The sequence below is a fragment of the Paracoccus sp. J55 genome (assembly GCF_000513975.1).
Taxonomy (GTDB): domain Bacteria; phylum Pseudomonadota; class Alphaproteobacteria; order Rhodobacterales; family Rhodobacteraceae; genus Paracoccus.
Genome location: NZ_AZVA01000017.1, coordinates 25,748 through 41,061, shown reverse-complemented (window position 1 = coordinate 41,061; position 15,314 = coordinate 25,748). Strand labels below are relative to the sequence as shown.

The window sequence follows — 15,314 nt, the reverse complement described above, 5'->3', positions numbered from 1 at the left end:
GTGCGATCCGGCGGGCGGGTTCTTTCGGGCGCGCGGGTGCGACGATGGCGGGCATGGCCGCGCCGGGGCTTGCCTTTGCAGCCGGGTATCGGGATGACCCGATCCGCCCTGCCCATGCCCTGCCCGCAATGCGGCCGGCACGTGCCGCGCGCCGCCGCCCGCCGCTGTCCGCTTTGCCATGCCCCTTTCGACCTGCCCTTCCCGGCCGAGGCCGACCGGCATCCGCATGATCCCGGCGGCCGCGACGGTTCCCGCACCGGCCTCGCCGGCGGCGGGCCCTGACCGCGGTTCAGGCGGGCTCGGGGCCGATCTCGGCCTGAAGGCGGCGGGCCAGGGTCGGGGCCGCCTCGCCCCAGCGCGCCTGCAGCGCCGGCGCGCCGCCCTGCTGCCAGCGCCGCCAGACTTCGGCCGCGGGAATGGCACCGAACCAGCCGATGCCGCCGGGCGAGCGCGGGGTGCGGAGCAGTTCGCGCCGCGCCAGCAGCCCGTTCTCGATGACGATGCCCGGCGCGATCCGCGGCGCGGCCGGCACCGCCAGCGGCCGGTCGTCGGGAAAGGCGTGCCGCGCCGACCAGAAGGGGGCTGCGCCGAAGCGGGTCTCGGCGCGCAGGAAGTCGCGGCCGACGCGCATCTGGTGCAGGCTCGTCTCGAAGGCGCGGCGGTTCAGGAAACGGCGGCAGAGCGCCTCCGATTCCGGTCTCGCGGCCAGGGTGCGGCGGACGGCGGCGACCGCGAGCGCGCTGGAGACCGCCCAGAACTGGCCATGCCCGGACAGCGGGTCCATGGCGGCGAAGGCGTCGCCGACACGCAGCAGCGACAGATCCGAGACCGGGGCCGGCAGGCGCGGCGCAGCCTCGCGGGCCAGCACCGCGCCGGCCGGAACGGCTTCGAGCCCGGGCTCGGCCTCGGCAATGGCGGCGCGCAGCCGCTCCTCGGGGCTGCCCGGGCCGGCGGCGTCCAGCAGCGCCTGCGCCCAGACCCGGCCGTCCGGCAGGGCCACGCGCCACAGCCAGCCCCCCGCGAAGGCAGCCAGCCGGATGCCGGACGCCGCCGCCTCGGCCGCGACCCAGCCGCTGAGCGCCACCGTGGCGGGCGCCCGCCCGCCCGCCGCCGGCGCCTTGCGGCCGCGCGCGTCGATCACCAGCGGCGCGCGCAGCTGCCGGCCGTCCGAAAGCACCGCCCCGCCCGCCTCGGGCCTGCCGCTGGCGACGACCGGAACCGCGCCGGCCGCCGCCGCCGCCCGGCGCAGATGCGCGTCGAGCGCGTGGCGCAGGACCACATGTTCGGCATTGCTGTCGCTGATCCCGGCCCAATCGACCTGCCGCCGCAGCGGGCCGTGGATCGCGGAAAAGCCGCGCAGCAGCCCCTGCCGGGCCAGCCAGCGATGCAGGCGCGGGCTTAACCCTTCCAGCCGGGGGGCCTGGCGGTCGGGATCGACCAGCAGCACGTCGAGCCCGTCGCGCGCCGCCAGCCAGGCCGAGACGGCGCCCGCAGGTCCGCCCCCCAGCACGATCAGATCGGCATGGCGCCTCATTCCCGCCTCCTGTGCTGCGATGCCGTGCAGTCTGCCTCCGGCCGGGAAGGCGATACCTGACATTTCCGGCCAGAATGGCCCGGCGCGACCATCTGCCGCGCCTTTGGCCGGGAATGACAAGAATGCCGCCCCGGCTGGCGCTTTTCTGGATGGCGAAGCAATCGGGCCCCGCCCGGCCAGCCAGAGGAAACCGCCAGATGAAGCCATTGACCCGAACCGCGCTGGTCTCTGCCGCAGCCCTTGCCGCCGCCAGCCCGGCCCTTGCGGCAACCGGAGAGGAGGTGCTGGAGAACGCCTGCGCCGCCTGCCATGTCAAGCACGAGGACGGTCGCTGGGAGCGCATCGACGCCGCCCGCAAGACGCCCGAGGGCTGGGACATGACCGTGACGCGGATGATGCGCAACCACGGGGTCGCCCTGCAGCCCGAGGAACGCGCGGCGGTGGTGCGCTACCTGTCCGACACCCGCGGCCTGACGCTTTCCGAGACCGAAGAGCGCCGCTACATCCTGGAACGCGAGCCGGTGGCCTGGGACGAGGGCCCCGACACGCTGATGACCCAGACCTGCGGCCGCTGCCATTCCTATGCCCGCGTCGCCTTGCAGCGCCGCACCCCCGAGGACTGGACGCATCTGGTCAACTTCCACCTCGGCCAGTTCCCGACGCTGGAATACCAGGCGCTGGCGCGGGATCGCGACTGGTGGGGCATCGCCCAGGCCGAGATCATCCCCTTCCTGGCCAAGACCTATCCGCTGGGCGAGGCGCCGGCCGCCTTTGCCGGCGATGCCTCGGGCGATTACGTGCTGGCCGGGCGGCAGCCGGGGCGCGGCGACTATACCGGCCGGCTGGCGCTGAAGAAGGCGGGCGAGGATTACGAGGTGACCATGACCCTCGACTTCGCCGATGGCAGCCGGAGCTTTGCTGGCACCGGCCGCATCCTCGGCGCCGGCGAATGGCGGGCGACGCTGAGCGACGGCGAGACCACCATCCGCCAGGTCATGGCCTTCGAGGACGGCCGCTTCTCGGGCCGCTGGTATCATGCCGACAGCGACGTGATCGGCGGAAGGCTGGCGGCGGTGAAGGCGGACGGCGCGCCGCAGGTGCTGGCGGCCGCCCCCGCGCGGCTGAAGATCGGCGAGGAAACGCGGGTCCGCGTCGCGGGCACCGGCCTGGGCGATGCGTTGACCCTGCCCGAAGGCGTTACCGGCAGCGTGGAGAGCGCCGGGGACGGCGTGACGGTGCTGAAGCTGACCGCCAGCGGCGCGCCCGGCCCGGTCAGCCTGGATCTGGGCGGGCAGAAGGTCGAACTGGTGGCCTATGACCGGCCCGACCGCATGAGCATCGTGCCGGACATGACCATCGCCCGCATCGGCGGCAATGGCGGCCCGATCCCCAAGGTGCCCGCGCAGTTCGAGGCGATGGGCTGGCTGAACGGCCCCGACGGCGAAGCCGGGACCGAGGACGACATCGCCCTGGGCGCCTTCCCGGCCAGCTGGGCCACCGACAATTTCGACGAGGAGGCGGAAAAGATGCAGGACGCGAAATATGCCGGCTCGATCGACGATACCGGCCTGTTCACGCCGGCCGATGCCGGGCCGAACCCGGAACGGCCGATGCAGACCAACAATGCCGGCAACCTGAAGGTGGTGGCCACCGTCGAGGCCGGAGGCGAGCCGCTGAGTGCCGAGGCGCATCTCTACGCCACGGTGCAGCGCTTCGTCGACGCGCCGATCCGGTGACGCCATGGGAGCCCTGACCCTCATCCGCCACAATGCCCACCGCGTCGATGTCGACGGCCATGCCATGCTGATGCATGTGCCGACGACCAGCCTGTTCGAGCTCGACGGCGTGGCGCGCGACGTCTACGACCTGTTCCGCCGCTCGCCCGCCGTCGATCCCGATGTGATGCGCGCCGAGCTGGGCGCGCATCACGCCCCCGACACCCTGGCCGACTGCCTGCAAAGCTTCCTGGCGCTCGACATCCTGCGCGATGCCGATGCGGCGGACACCCCGCGCCCCATCGCCAGGGTCGAGGAGATCCCGCTGTCCACGATCATCCTGAACGTGAACACCGGCTGCAACCTGGCCTGCACCTATTGCTACAAGGAAGACCTGACCACCCCCGCCAAGGGCCAGAAGATGGGCTTTCAGACGGCGCGCGCCAGTTTCGAGCTGCTGCTGAAGCAGGCCCATGCCCGCGACCGGGTGAACGTGGTGTTCTTCGGCGGCGAGCCGCTGTCGAACATGCCGCTGATCCGCGAGGTCGTCGCCTATGCCCTGCCGCGCGCGGCGGAACTCGGCAAGACGGTCGATTTCTCGCTGACCACCAATGCGACGCTCTTGACGCCGGAACTGGTGGACTGGTTCGACGCGCATCGCTTCGCGCTGACGGTCAGCATGGACGGGCCGAAGGCGCTGCATGACGCGAACCGCAAGACCGTGGGCGGCAAGGGCACCTATGACCTGGTGGCGCGCAATGTGCGGATGCTGCTTTCGCGCTATCGCTCGCGCCCGGTCGGCGTGCGGGTGACGCTGACGCGCGGCGTAACCGACGTCATCGGCATCCACGACCACCTGAAGAACGAGCTGGGCTTTCACGAGGTCGGCTTCGGCCCGGCGACCTCGGGGCCGATCGCGGTCTTCAACCTGGACCAGGAGGCGCTGAAGCGCGCCTTCGAGGACATGAAGACCCTGGGCCGGCGCTATGTCGAAGCCGCCTGCCGGGGCGAGAACATCGGCTTTTCCAACATGCACCAACTGCTGACCGACATCGCCCAGGGCACCAAGAAGGCGGTGCCCTGCGGCGCGGGCCTGGGGATGCTGGCCGTCGACAAGGAGGGCGAGCTGCACCTCTGCCACCGCTTCGTCGGTTCGAACCAGCCGACCTATGGCAATGTCGAAACCGGCATCGACATTCCCAAGCTCGCCGGCTTCATCGAGACCGCGCAGGACCGCAGCGCCTTTGGCTGCAAGACCTGCCGCATCCGCAGTATCTGCGCCGGCGGCTGCTATCACGAAAGCTATGCCCGGCAAGGCGATCCCTTCGCGCCGGTCTGGCATTACTGCGACCTGATGCGGGACTGGGTCGATTTCGGCATCGAATCCTATGTCCGCATCATGCAGGCCAACCCGTCCTTCTTCCGCAGCCAATTGGAACCCCGGATCACCCGGTCCGGCCCAGCAAGGGAGGTTCTCCAATGAAACATCTGATCCCCGCCAACGCCAAGGCGAAGGCCTTCGTTGAAGCCGAGGCCGAGGGCCGCGAGGAGGAGGTCGTGGCGATGAATTCGCTGGTCGGCTGCACCACCTCCTTCGACCCCGGCTGGGAGGTGGACGCCTTCGGCGCCGTCTCGAACCTGTGCCAGCCGATGGAGGCCGACCTGTATGGCTGCGCCGATCCCTGCTGGTGGCCGGCGCAGGTGGCCGACACGCTGAACACCTATCCGAACTGGAGCGCCGGCGCCGACGACGTCATGCAGGACTGGCGCAAGCTGCAATCGGTGTTCCCGGAAACGAAAGGCTCGTCCTGATGCGCAAATCCCTGATGCTTGCGGCCGCGCTGGCGCTGGCCGGCCCGGCCGCCGCGCATGACTACATCCTGGCCCCGGCGCGGCCCAACAAGCTGGTCGTGGTCGATACCCAGACAATGGCGGTCGAGACGGTGATCGAGATCGACGACGCCGGCCCCACGCCCATGGTGCCGATGGTCGCGCCGGACGGCAGGATCGCCTATGCCACGGTCAACAAGTCCGAAAGCCTGGTCAAGGTCGACCTCGTGACCGGCGAGACGCTGGGCCGCATCGACCTGTCCACCCCCGAGGAGCGGGTGAAAAGCCTGTTCGGCGCCGCGCTTTCCCCCGACGGCAAGACGCTGGCGATCTATGAAAGCCCGGTGAAGCTGGAGCTGACGCATTTCGAGGTCCAGCCCACCCGCATCGCGCTTTACGATGCCGAGACGCTGGAACGGCGCAAGGCCTTCGAGGCGCCGCGCCAGATCACTATGCTGGCCTGGGCCCGCGACGGCTCGAAGCTTTACGGGCTGGGCCGCGACCTGCATGTCATGGATCCCGAGACCGGCACGCTGATCGAGGACAAGCCGATCCAGAGCTGGGAGGCCGAGACCTATGCCCAGCCCGACGTGCTGGCGGTCTGGAACCAGCACGAAAGCTCGGGGGTGATGGCGACGCCCTTCTACACCGCGCGCAAGGACATCGACCCGGCAGATCCGGCAGCCTATCGCACCGGGTTGCTGACCATGGACCTGGAGACCGGCGAGATGGCGATGCGCGAAATCCGCATCATGGACGTGTTCTATTTCTCGACCGCGGTGAACCCGGCCAAGACCCGCGCCTTCGGCGCCTATAACGTGCTGGAAAGCTTCGATCTGGAAAAGAACGCCTCGATCAAGCGGGTGGCGCTGCCGCACAGCTATTATTCCGTGAACGTCTCGACCGACGGCAGCACGGTCTGGCTGGGCGGCGCGCTTGGCGACCTTGCCGCCTATGATGCCGAGACGCTGGAGAAGAAGGGCCAGGTCGACCTGCCAGGCAACGCCTCGATGTCGCTGGCCTCGGTGCGGCTGTTCACGCGGGACGAATGACATGCTGCGGGTGGGGGTGATCGACAGCGGCCCCGGCCCCGAGGACCCGGCCGAGGATGCCCGCGCCTTCATGGCCGACGGCTCGGCCATCCCCGCCCGGCCCGACCGGCTGGGCCACGGCACCGCCGTCGCCGCGATCATCCGCCGCGCCTGTCCGGGCGCGGCGGTCATCCATGCGCAGGTCTTCGACGACCGGCCTGTCACCAGCGCGCTGCGCGTCGCCGCCGCGCTGCGCTGGTTCGCCGCCATGGGCGAGGCCCGGCCCGAGGTGATCTGCATGAGCCTGGGCCTGAGCGCCGACCGCGCGCCGCTGCGCCGGGCCTGCGAGGCGCTGGTGGCCGGCGGCGCGGTTCTGGTCGCGGCGCATCCGGCCCGCGGCGCGCCCTGCTTTCCCGCCGCCTATCCCGGCGTGATCGCCGCCACCGGCGATGCGCGCTGCGGCTGGGATGATCTGTCGCAGCTTGGCCCGGCGCTGTTCGGCGCCTGGTGCAATTCGCCCGAGCACAGCCCGCCCGGGATGGGCGGCGCCAGCCTTGGCGCGGCGCGGGTCGCCGGCCATCTGGCGGCGTTCATGGCGGGGACGGGGCGGCTCGACGGGCCGGCCGCCATCGCCGCGCTGGCAGCGCGCGCGATCCATCACGGCCCGGAACGGAAATGCGGCCATGGATAGGCTGGCCGCCCGCCTTGCCCGGCTGATCTTCGGCCCCGAGGCGGCGGGCTGGCTGGCGCCGGTGATGGCGCGCGCCCTGCCCTCGGGGCTGGTGGTGCTGGCGGCCTCGCTTGCCGCGGCGGCGCTGGGGCTGGCCATGCCGATGCTGACCCGGCAGGTGATCGATGCCGGCATCATGGCGCTGGACATGGGCGCGCTGATCTTCTGGGCCGGGCTGTCCTTTGCGCTCGGCCTGGGCGCGGTGGGCTTCGGGATGGTGAACTCGATGCTGCACCTGCGCGCCTCGGCGCGGATGCTGGCCGATCTGCGCGGTGGGCTGTTCGGCGCGGCGCTGGCACGCGATCCCGACCACCCCGACCTGCCGCTGGGCGAGGCGATGGCGCGGCTCGACGGGGACTGCGCCGAGATCCAGGGCTTCGCCTTCGACACCGCCCTGGTCGCGGTCGGCGCGCTGTTCCGGCTGGCCGGCGGGCTGGGGCTGATGATCGCGCTGGACTGGCGCATGGCGGTCCTGCCGCTCTTGGCCGCGCCGTTCGAGCTGTGGTTCCTGTCCCGCGCCCGCCCCCGGACCCGCGCCCTGGCCGAGAAGGTGCGCAGCCAGCGCGGCGCGCTTTCCGCGCAGATGGCCGAGACGCTGTCGGCTCGCGCCACCCTGCGCGGACTGGGCGCGCTGGACCAGCGGGCGGCCAGATTCGGCGCCGCGCAGCAGGCGCAGATCGCCGGGCTGACCCGCCAGCGGCTCTGGTCCGAGACGGTGGGCGCGGTCAGCCAGACCATCACCGCCATCCTGCGCGGCACCATCCTGCTGGTCGGCGGCTGGCAGGTGGTCCGCGGCGAATGGCAGATCGGCACGCTGGTCGCCTTCCTTGCCTATGCCGGGATGATGTCGGGGCCGCTGCGCAACCTTCTGGGCCTCTACCATGCGCAGGCCCGGGCGCGGGTGGCGGCGGACCGGCTGGGCGCGGTGATCGCCTCGGCCCGTCCCGACGCGGGCGCCGAACCGCCGCCCGGCCCGCTGACCATCGCCCTGCGCGAGGCCCGGGCCGAGGGCGCCGCGCATCATTCGGTGACGGCCGTGATCCTGCCGGGCCAGCGCGTGCTGCTGGATGGGCCGTCGGGGATCGGCAAGTCGCGGCTGATGGCCGCGCTGACCCGCGACGCGCCGCTGGCCGAGGGAGCGGTGCGGCTTGCGGGCGCCGAGGTCGCGCATCTGCGCCCGCTGGCGCTCGCCGCGCGCATCACCCATCTGGCGCAGCGCCCGGCGATCCTGCGCGGCACGCTGGCCGAGAACCTGCGCCTGGCCGCGCCGGATGCGGGCGATGCCGCGCTGTGGCAGGCGCTGGAGGCCGCCGACCTGGCCGGATGGGCGCGGGCCGAGGCCGGGCTTGCCACGCCGGTCAGCGAAACCGGCACCAATCTGTCGGGCGGGCTGCGCCAGCGCATCGCCATCGCCCGCGCGCTGCTGCGCCCGGCCGAGGTGCTGATCTTCGACGAAGCCTTCTCGGAAATCGACGATGCCGCCTGCCGGCGCATCCTCGCCGCCATCGAGACCCTGCGGGCCGACGCCACGCGCATCTTCATCGCCCATAGCGGCCCGGCGCGCGAGGGGCGGTTCGATCAGCGGATCACGCTGACCTCCTCGGCGCCCATCTTCCTCAGCTCGCGCGGCGAAGCGCCATACCAGCGCGAGAAGGCGCGCGAAAAGGCGGTCTGATCGGAATAGCCCAGCAGCAGCGCGATCTCGCCGAACAGCCGGTCGCTGCGCACCAGTAGCGCGAAACCGTGGACGCGGCGGCATTCTTCGAGGATCTCGTGGAACGGCTGCCCCTCGGCGGCCAGCGCCCGGCGCAGCGAACGCTCGGACATGCCGAGCTGCGCGGCGATATGGGCCTGGTTGACCAGCCCGCGTTCCATCTGCGCCAGGATCAGCTGGTGCACCCGCTGCGCGACCGGAGTCTGCCGGCGCAGCTCGGTCAGCGCCTCGTCCAGCCGTTTCGACAGCGCCATGGCATCGCCTCCGGCCTCGGCGCGCAGCGTGTTGCCCAGCACGCGCGCGGAAAACACGATGCGGTTCTCGTCCTGGCCGAAGCGCGGCGTGCGGCCCAGGTGATGCGCCAGCACCCGCAGGTCGCGATCCGGCTGATGCTCGAAGCACAGGTCCTGTATCGCGCTGTTCGGCACCGCGTAGCGGTCGCAGATGCCGCGGATCAGCCCCAGCGTCAGCTCGGCATCCGCCCGGCGCGGCCAGATCCGCGGGTCGAGCACCCGGTAGCAGACATGCGCCTCGTCGCCGATCACCTCGAGCGAGACCCGGCTGTTCGATTGCAGCACCGGGAAGCCGCGGGCGAGGATGCGCAGCGCCTCGCCCAGCGTGCGGCGCGGGGCGACCGCGTCGCCCAGGATGCCGATGGCGGAAAGCTCCATCTCCTCGCCCGAGCGCCATGAGCGCAGGCCGTCGCTGCTGGCCGCGCGCTCCTGTTCGAGATGGTTGACGAAGGTCTGCAAGGGCATCGCCGGCACCGGGGCAGCGGCAGCCGGGGCGCCGTCCGCCTCGGACCCGATCAGCATGAATGCGATGGCTCCGCGAATCCATGACCCTTGCATGGCATTTCCCGTGGCTGCGCCGGGTGGCCGCTGTCTCGCGCCTTGCCCCGGCTATTTCCCTGTTGCGACAAAGTGTAGCATATCCGCCGGACGATCCCCAAGAATCGCCGCACCGCGCGGGCCTTGGGACGGGGCTTGCGAAAAACCGTTACAAATCCGCCGCTTTCCCGGATCATGCCGCAAAATCAGGCAGTTGCGGATTTGACATTTCCGGCCAGATTTCGGCCCGCGCCCCTCGGCCCCGGCGAATTGGCCGGATATGGCAAGAATCGGCCCGGCTTCTGCCCCAGACTTGCGCGACGCTTTTGGGGAGGGACGAAATGACGGAATACCGATTGCTGATCGACGGCCAGCTGGTCGCGGGCGACATGACCATGGAGGTCGTGAACCCGGCCAACGAACAGCTGCTGGCCGAAGCCCCCCGTGCCTCGGCGGCGCAGCTCGACGCGGCGGTGGCGGCGGCCAAGGCGGCCTTTCCCGCCTGGGCCGCCCGCCCGATCGAGGAACGGCGCGCGCTGATCCTGCAGATCGCCGACGGTCTGGAGGCACGGGCCGAGGAATTCGCCCGGCTGCTGACACAGGAACAGGGCAAGCCCCTGCCCGAGGCGCAGGCCGAGATCGCCTATACCTGCGCCTTCATCCGCCATCTGGCGAGCTATGACCTGCCGGTGAAGGTGATCGAGGACAGCGACAGCCGGCTGGTGCGGCAGTTCCGCAAGCCGCTGGGCGTGGTCGGGGCGATCATTCCCTGGAACTTCCCGGTGCTGATCGTGGCCTTCAAGCTGCCGCTGGCGCTGCTGGCCGGCAATACCATGGTGGTCAAGCCCGCGCCGACCACGCCGCTGACCACGCTGAAACTGGGCGAGATCATCGCCGGGATCCTGCCGCCGGGCGTGGTCAACATCGTCACCGACCAGAACGACCTGGGCGCGGCGCTGACCGCGCATCCGGATGTCGCCAAGATCTCGTTCACCGGCTCGACCGCGACCGGGCAGAAGATCATGGCCAGCGCGGCATCCACCATCAAGCGGCTGACGCTTGAGCTGGGCGGCAACGATGCGGCCATCGTGCTGCCGGGCGCCGATCCGGCCAAGGTCGCGCCGGGGCTTTTCGCCGGCGCCTTCATGAATGCCGGGCAGGTCTGCCTGGCGATCAAGCGCGCCTATGTGCACGATTCGATCTATGAGGAAGTCTGCGCCCGGCTGGCCGAGCTGGCCGAGGCCGCCGTGGTCGGCGACGGCTTGCAGCAGGGCACCACCATCGGCCCGCTGCAGAACCGCATGCAGTTCGAGAAGATCAAGGGCTTCCTCGATTCCGCCCGCGCCGACGGCCGCATCATCGCCGGCGGCGCGCTGACCGAGGGGCCCGGCTATTTCATCCGCCCGACCATCGTCGCCGACGTCAAGGACGGCGACCGCATCGTGGACGAGGAACAATTCGGCCCGATCCTGCCGGTGATCCGCTTCGAGGACGTGGAATCGGCGGTGGCCAGCGCCAACGGCATCGAGCTTGGCCTGGGCGGCTCGGTCTGGGGCGAGGATCGCGACCTGGCCCGCAGCGTCGCCGAGCGCATCGAAAGCGGCACGGTCTGGATCAACAAGCACCTGGATTTCGGCCCGAACATCCCCTTCGGCGGCGCCAAGCAATCCGGACTCGGCGTCGAGTTCGCCGAGGAGGGGCTAGCCGAGTTCACCCAGATCAGGATCGTGAACGAGGCGCGCTGACGGCAGGCGGGCGGGCCCGGCAGGGGCCGGCCGCGCCCCTGCCCTGCCGATCAGCCCGACAGATCCGGGCGGGATTGCCGCTGCGGCGCCGCGAAGGTCTTGCGGAACCAGCCCTGCAGCATCAGCTTGTCATGGACGAAGCGCCGCCCGTCGCCATGGCCGCGCGGGTTGGAAAGATAGTTCATGTCGGTCAGCCGCTCCTCGCCCGCGCGAACGACCGCACCACCCTGCAGCAGTCGATAGCGCAGATGGATGCGCGGCGGCGTGATGTCGCGCAGGAAGCGCACGTCGTGGAAACCGCTGCGCCAGGGCTCGAACTCGCCGGCAAGGTCGATGTCGAGCACCTCGACCTGCAGGCTTTGCCCGGCAGGCAGGTAGCGCGCGCCAAGCTCGGCGAACCAGCGGTCGAACTCGGCCAGCGCCGAGACGCGGCTGCGTTCGCGGCGAAACTCGCGGTCTCGGAAGGTTTCCGGCGCGACATAGGTTACGGTGACGCGCCCCTCGGCAAGCGCCGCCGGCCCCGCCATGGCGGCGGGCGCCGCAAGCCCCAGCGCAAGGGACAGGCAGAGGATTCTGAGCATGGCTTTGCCTTTCGCATTTCCAGCCCTGCGCAAGGATATGGGCAACCCGGCGGAAAAGTCAAAGCCGCGGCCTAGGCCCTGGCATCCTCCAGCATCATCCGCGCGGCCTTTTCCGCGATCATCATCACCGGGGCGTTGGTGTTGCCGCTGGTGATCGTCGGCATGACCGAGGCGTCGGCGATGCGCAGCCGGCCAAGCGCCCGCATCCGCAGCCGGGGGTCGACCACCGCACCGTCATCGGCGCCCATGCGGCAGGTGCCGACCGGGTGGAAGATGGTGGTGCCGACCGCGCCGGCCGCCTTGACCAGGTCCTCGTCGGTCTGGAAGGCGATGCCGGGGACGTATTCCTCGGGATTGAAGCGGTTGAAGGCCGGCTGCGCGGCGATCTTGCGCGCCAGGCGGATGGCGCGCACCGCCACCTCGCGGTCGGCCTCGGCCGAAAGGTAGTTCGGCCGGATCGCGGGATGGGCGCGGAAATCCGGCCCGGCGACATGGACCGAGCCGCGGCTTTCCGGCCGCAGGTTGCAGACCGAGGCGGTCATGGCCGGGAAGGGATGCACCGGGTCGCCGAACTTGTCCAGACTGACCGGCTGGACGTGGAATTCCAGATCCGGCGTCGCCTTGTCCGGCCCGGATCGGGTAAAGATGCCCAGCTGGCTTGGCGCCATCGACATCGGACCCGAGCGTTTCAGCAGGTATTCCAGCCCGATCGCCGCCTTGCCCAGCAGATGCGAGGCCTTCTCGTTCAGCGTCGGCACGCCGCGGACCTTGTAGACCAGCCGCAATTGCAGATGGTCCTGCAGGTTCTCGCCCAGGCCCGGCACCTCGATCTGCGGGGCGATGCCGGCGGCCTGAAGCACCTCGCCGCGCCCGACGCCGGAATGTTCCAGGATCTGCACCGACCCGATGGAGCCCGCCGCCAGCACCGTCTCGCGCGAAGCGCGGACCTCGCGGCGCTGGCCCTGATGGTGAAAGACGACGCCCGCGACCTCGCCCGCCTCGATCGCCAGCCGCTCGACCTCGGCGCCGGTCAGGATGCGCAGGTTCGGGCGGTTCCTGACCGGGCGCAGGAAGGCGCGGGCCGCGCTCCAGCGCCAGCCGCTGCGCTGGGTCACGTCGAAATAGCCGCCGCCCTCGTTGTCGCCGCGGTTGAAATCCTCGGTCCGCGGGATGCCGGCCTGTTCCGCCGCTTCCATGAAGGCGTCGAGCACCGCCCAGCGGACCCGCGCCGTCTCGACCCGCAACTCGCCGCCGGCGCCGTGCATGGCGTCGGCGCCGCGATAATGGTCCTCCTGCGCCTTGAACAGCGGCAGCACGTCGTCCCAGCCCCAGCCGGTGCAGCCAAGCTGGCGCCAATGGTCGTAATCCGCCGCCTGCCCGCGCATGTAGATCATGCCGTTGATCGAGGAGCAGCCGCCCAGCACCCGGCCGCGCGGATAAAGCAGCGCCCGGCCGTTCAGCCCCGGCTCGGGCTGGGTGCTGTAGCCCCAGTCGGTGCGCGGATTGCCGATGCAATAGAGATAGCCGACCGGGATATGGATCCAGTGGTAATTGTCGCGCCCCCCGGCCTCCAGCAGCAGCACGCGGGTGCCGGGATCGGCACTGAGGCGGTTGGCCAGCACGCAGCCGGCGCTGCCCGCGCCGATCACGATATAATCGTAGCTTTCCATCGGATACTCCATGCAGGGCCCCCGCAGCCACGCGAGGGCCGCGACATCACGATTCGCCCCTGAACCCGAGCCTTCTGCCGATCTTGGTTGCGAAGAACTCGCCCACCAGGCCGCGGCGGAACAGCAGCACGCAGACCATGAAGACCACGCCGGTGATGATGGTGACCGGGAAGTCGGAGGTGGCGAGGTAGTTCTGCAGCGTGACCACCAGCCCTGCGCCGACGATGGGGCCGAGCAGCGTGCCGATGCCGCCCAGAAGCGTCATCAGGATCACCTCGCCCGACATCTGCCAGGTGACGTCGGTTAGCGTCGCGAACTGGAAGATCAGCGCCTTGACCCCGCCGGCGAGCCCGGCCAGCGCCGCCGACATCACGAAGGCGCCCAGCTTGTAATGCTGCACCGAATAGCCCAGCGAGATCGCGCGGCTCTCGTTTTCCCGGATCGACTTCAGGATCATGCCGAAGGGCGAATTCACGAAGCGCCGGATGATCAGCAGCCCGATCACGAACACCGCCAGCACGAAGTAATACATGTTCATCGGCCGGTTCAGGTCGATCAGCCCGAACAGATGCCCGCGCGGCACCGACTGGATGCCGTCCTCGCCATGGGTGAAGGGCGCCTGCAGGCAGAAGAAGAAGAACATCTGCGACAGCGCCAGGGTGATCATGGCGAAATAGATGCCCTGCCGGCGGATGGCGATGGCGCCCATCACCAGCCCCAGCGCCGCCGCGCCGGCGACGCCCAGCAGGATGCCGGCCTCGGGCGACCAGCCCCAGACCTTGACCGCATGGGCGGTGAAATAGGCCGCGCCCCCGAAGAAGGTGGCATGGCCGAAGGACAGAAGGCCGGTATAGCCCAAGAGCAGGTTGAAGGCCGAGGCGAAGAGCGCGAAGGCCAGAAGCTTCATCAGGAAGATCGGATAGAGGAACATCGGCGCCACCAAGAGCCCGGCCAGCGCGACGGCGACCAGCAGCAGCCGGACCTGCCCGGCGCGGGGATGGGCCGCGACATGGTCCGAGGCGACGGTTTCGGATTTTGCGGCCATGTCAGGCATCCTTTCCGAAAAGGCCCGCGGGCCGAAGGATCAAGACGATCGCCATGATGACGAAGATCACGATGTTCGAGGCCTCGGGGTAGAAGACCTTGGTCAGCCCCTCGACCACGCCCAGCATGTAGCCGGTGACGATGGCGCCCAGGATCGAGCCCATGCCGCCGACCACCACCACGGCGAAGACGATGATGATCAGGTTCGACCCCATCAGCGGGCTGACCTGATAGACCGGCGCCGCCAGCACCCCCGCGAAACCCGCAAGCCCGGCGCCAAGCGCATAGGTCAGGGTCAGCAGCAGCGGCACGTTGACGCCGAAGGCCTGCACCAGCATCGGGTTCTCGGTCGCGGCGCGCAGATAGGCGCCGAGCTTGGTCTTCTCGATCAGCAGCCAGACCCCGATGCAGGTCGCCAGCGAGGCGATGACCACCCAGCCGCGATAGATCGGCAGGAACATGAAGCCCAGGTTCACCGCCCCGGTCAGCTGCGCGGGCGGCGCATAGGGCTTGCCCGAGGCGCCGAAGAAATAGCGAAACGTCCCCTCGATCGCCAGCGCCAGCCCGAAGGTGAAGAGAAGCCCGTAGAGATGGTCGAGCTTGTAGAGCCGCGACAGCATGGTCTTTTCCACCAGCGCCGCGAACAGGCCCACCGCCAGCGGCGCCAGCAGCAGCGCCAGCCAGTAGTTGATGCCGCCCACGGTCAGGAGCAGCAGCGCCACGAAGGCGCCCAGCATGTATTGCGCGCCATGGGCGAAGTTGATGACCCGCAAGAGCCCGAAGATCACCGCAAGGCCCAGCGACAGCAGCGCGTAGAACGAGCCATTGATCAGCCCGACCAGCAACTGCCCCATCAGGGCCTGAATGGGAACGCCGAAGATCATCGTCAT

14 protein-coding genes are annotated in these 15,314 nt (G+C 70.1%); 8 read left to right on the top strand and 6 right to left on the bottom strand.

Annotation, left to right across the window (positions count from 1 at the left end; translation table 11 throughout):
* The first annotated feature begins 93 nt into the window (after window positions 1-93).
* Window positions 94-282 (top strand): hypothetical protein, encoded by a 189-nt coding sequence (locus tag PARJ55_RS24040; RefSeq protein WP_156929497.1) that lies wholly within the window; start codon window positions 94-96, stop codon window positions 280-282.
* Between the two features lie 7 nt (window positions 283-289).
* On the opposite strand, the gene PARJ55_RS0114780 is transcribed toward PARJ55_RS24040, so the two are convergent.
* Complete coding sequence (locus tag PARJ55_RS0114780) at window positions 290-1,534, bottom strand: NAD(P)-binding protein (protein WP_028713739.1); 1,245 nt, start codon at window positions 1,532-1,534, stop codon at window positions 290-292.
* Window positions 1,535-1,731: 197 nt separating this feature from the next.
* On the opposite strand from PARJ55_RS0114780, the gene peaA reads away from it, so the two are divergent.
* The 6 genes from peaA to PARJ55_RS0114750 are packed head-to-tail and all read left to right on the top strand — an operon-like array spanning window position 1,732 to window position 8,515.
* On the top strand, window positions 1,732-3,270 hold the full coding sequence (gene peaA, locus PARJ55_RS0114775) for a quinohemoprotein amine dehydrogenase subunit alpha (RefSeq protein ID WP_028713738.1): 1,539 nt from the start codon (window positions 1,732-1,734) through the stop codon (window positions 3,268-3,270).
* Between the two features lie 4 nt (window positions 3,271-3,274).
* Window positions 3,275-4,732: a quinohemoprotein amine dehydrogenase maturation protein gene (gene peaB / locus PARJ55_RS0114770; RefSeq protein WP_028713737.1), complete on the top strand. Its 1,458-nt coding sequence runs from the start codon at window positions 3,275-3,277 to the stop codon at window positions 4,730-4,732.
* Complete coding sequence (qhpC, locus tag PARJ55_RS0114765; RefSeq protein WP_028713736.1) at window positions 4,729-5,061, top strand: quinohemoprotein amine dehydrogenase subunit gamma; 333 nt, start codon at window positions 4,729-4,731, stop codon at window positions 5,059-5,061. Before peaB ends, qhpC begins: the two co-directional genes overlap by 4 nt.
* Complete coding sequence (gene peaD / locus PARJ55_RS0114760; protein ID WP_028713735.1) at window positions 5,061-6,131, top strand: quinohemoprotein amine dehydrogenase subunit beta; 1,071 nt, start codon at window positions 5,061-5,063, stop codon at window positions 6,129-6,131. Before qhpC ends, peaD begins: the two co-directional genes overlap by 1 nt.
* A 1-nt stretch (window position 6,132) precedes the next feature.
* Window positions 6,133-6,801, top strand: coding sequence for a S8/S53 family peptidase (locus tag PARJ55_RS0114755; RefSeq protein ID WP_028713734.1), 669 nt, complete (start codon window positions 6,133-6,135; stop codon window positions 6,799-6,801).
* Window positions 6,794-8,515 (top strand): ABC transporter ATP-binding protein, encoded by a 1,722-nt coding sequence (locus PARJ55_RS0114750; RefSeq protein WP_028713733.1) that lies wholly within the window; start codon window positions 6,794-6,796, stop codon window positions 8,513-8,515. Before PARJ55_RS0114755 ends, PARJ55_RS0114750 begins: the two co-directional genes overlap by 8 nt.
* Here the strand turns inward: PARJ55_RS0114750 and PARJ55_RS0114745 are convergent.
* On the bottom strand, window positions 8,419-9,369 hold the full coding sequence (locus PARJ55_RS0114745) for an AraC family transcriptional regulator (protein ID WP_028713732.1): 951 nt from the start codon (window positions 9,367-9,369) through the stop codon (window positions 8,419-8,421). The genes PARJ55_RS0114750 and PARJ55_RS0114745 overlap by 97 nt on opposite strands.
* Before the next feature lie 356 nt (window positions 9,370-9,725).
* Between PARJ55_RS0114745 and PARJ55_RS0114740 the strand changes: the two genes are divergently transcribed.
* The gene (locus PARJ55_RS0114740; protein ID WP_028713731.1) at window positions 9,726-11,129 is read left to right on the top strand and encodes an aldehyde dehydrogenase family protein; all 1,404 of its coding nucleotides are present in this window, start codon (window positions 9,726-9,728) and stop codon (window positions 11,127-11,129) included.
* Between the two features lie 50 nt (window positions 11,130-11,179).
* Here PARJ55_RS0114740 and PARJ55_RS22245 read toward each other — a convergent pair whose 3' ends face one another.
* The 4 genes from PARJ55_RS22245 to PARJ55_RS0114720 all read right to left on the bottom strand — a co-directional run bounded on the left by PARJ55_RS22245 (window position 11,180) and on the right by PARJ55_RS0114720 (window position 15,314).
* A complete protein-coding gene (locus PARJ55_RS22245; protein WP_198019366.1) occupies window positions 11,180-11,710 on the bottom strand; it encodes a DUF3016 domain-containing protein in 531 nt (176 codons plus the stop codon).
* A gap of 71 nt (window positions 11,711-11,781) precedes the next feature.
* Window positions 11,782-13,380: a GMC family oxidoreductase gene (locus PARJ55_RS0114730; RefSeq protein WP_028713729.1), complete on the bottom strand. Its 1,599-nt coding sequence runs from the start codon at window positions 13,378-13,380 to the stop codon at window positions 11,782-11,784.
* A gap of 46 nt (window positions 13,381-13,426) precedes the next feature.
* Entirely contained in the window at window positions 13,427-14,425 is a 999-nt protein-coding gene (locus tag PARJ55_RS0114725; RefSeq protein ID WP_028713728.1) for a branched-chain amino acid ABC transporter permease, read from the bottom strand.
* 1 nt (window position 14,426) lies between these two features.
* On the bottom strand, window positions 14,427-15,314 hold the full coding sequence (locus tag PARJ55_RS0114720) for a branched-chain amino acid ABC transporter permease (RefSeq protein WP_028713727.1): 888 nt from the start codon (window positions 15,312-15,314) through the stop codon (window positions 14,427-14,429).

What these genes read in the sequence shown, in the direction of transcription:
- PARJ55_RS24040 (WP_156929497.1), top strand. Translation starts at nt 94, where the DNA reads ATGACCCGATCCGCCCTGCCCATGCCCTGCCCGCAATGCGGCCGGCAC.
- PARJ55_RS0114780 (WP_028713739.1), bottom strand. Translation starts at nt 1,534, where the DNA reads ATGAGGCGCCATGCCGATCTGATCGTGCTGGGGGGCGGACCTGCGGGC.
- peaA (WP_028713738.1), top strand. Translation starts at nt 1,732, where the DNA reads ATGAAGCCATTGACCCGAACCGCGCTGGTCTCTGCCGCAGCCCTTGCC.
- peaB (WP_028713737.1), top strand. Translation starts at nt 3,275, where the DNA reads ATGGGAGCCCTGACCCTCATCCGCCACAATGCCCACCGCGTCGATGTC.
- qhpC (WP_028713736.1), top strand. Translation starts at nt 4,729, where the DNA reads ATGAAACATCTGATCCCCGCCAACGCCAAGGCGAAGGCCTTCGTTGAA.
- peaD (WP_028713735.1), top strand. Translation starts at nt 5,061, where the DNA reads ATGCGCAAATCCCTGATGCTTGCGGCCGCGCTGGCGCTGGCCGGCCCG.
- PARJ55_RS0114755 (WP_028713734.1), top strand. Translation starts at nt 6,133, where the DNA reads ATGCTGCGGGTGGGGGTGATCGACAGCGGCCCCGGCCCCGAGGACCCG.
- PARJ55_RS0114750 (WP_028713733.1), top strand. Translation starts at nt 6,794, where the DNA reads ATGGATAGGCTGGCCGCCCGCCTTGCCCGGCTGATCTTCGGCCCCGAG.
- PARJ55_RS0114745 (WP_028713732.1), bottom strand. Translation starts at nt 9,369, where the DNA reads ATGCTGATCGGGTCCGAGGCGGACGGCGCCCCGGCTGCCGCTGCCCCG.
- PARJ55_RS0114740 (WP_028713731.1), top strand. Translation starts at nt 9,726, where the DNA reads ATGACGGAATACCGATTGCTGATCGACGGCCAGCTGGTCGCGGGCGAC.
- PARJ55_RS22245 (WP_198019366.1), bottom strand. Translation starts at nt 11,710, where the DNA reads ATGCTCAGAATCCTCTGCCTGTCCCTTGCGCTGGGGCTTGCGGCGCCC.
- PARJ55_RS0114730 (WP_028713729.1), bottom strand. Translation starts at nt 13,380, where the DNA reads ATGGAAAGCTACGATTATATCGTGATCGGCGCGGGCAGCGCCGGCTGC.
- PARJ55_RS0114725 (WP_028713728.1), bottom strand. Translation starts at nt 14,425, where the DNA reads ATGGCCGCAAAATCCGAAACCGTCGCCTCGGACCATGTCGCGGCCCAT.
- PARJ55_RS0114720 (WP_028713727.1), bottom strand. Translation starts at nt 15,314, where the DNA reads ATGACGATGATCTTCGGCGTTCCCATTCAGGCCCTGATGGGGCAGTTG.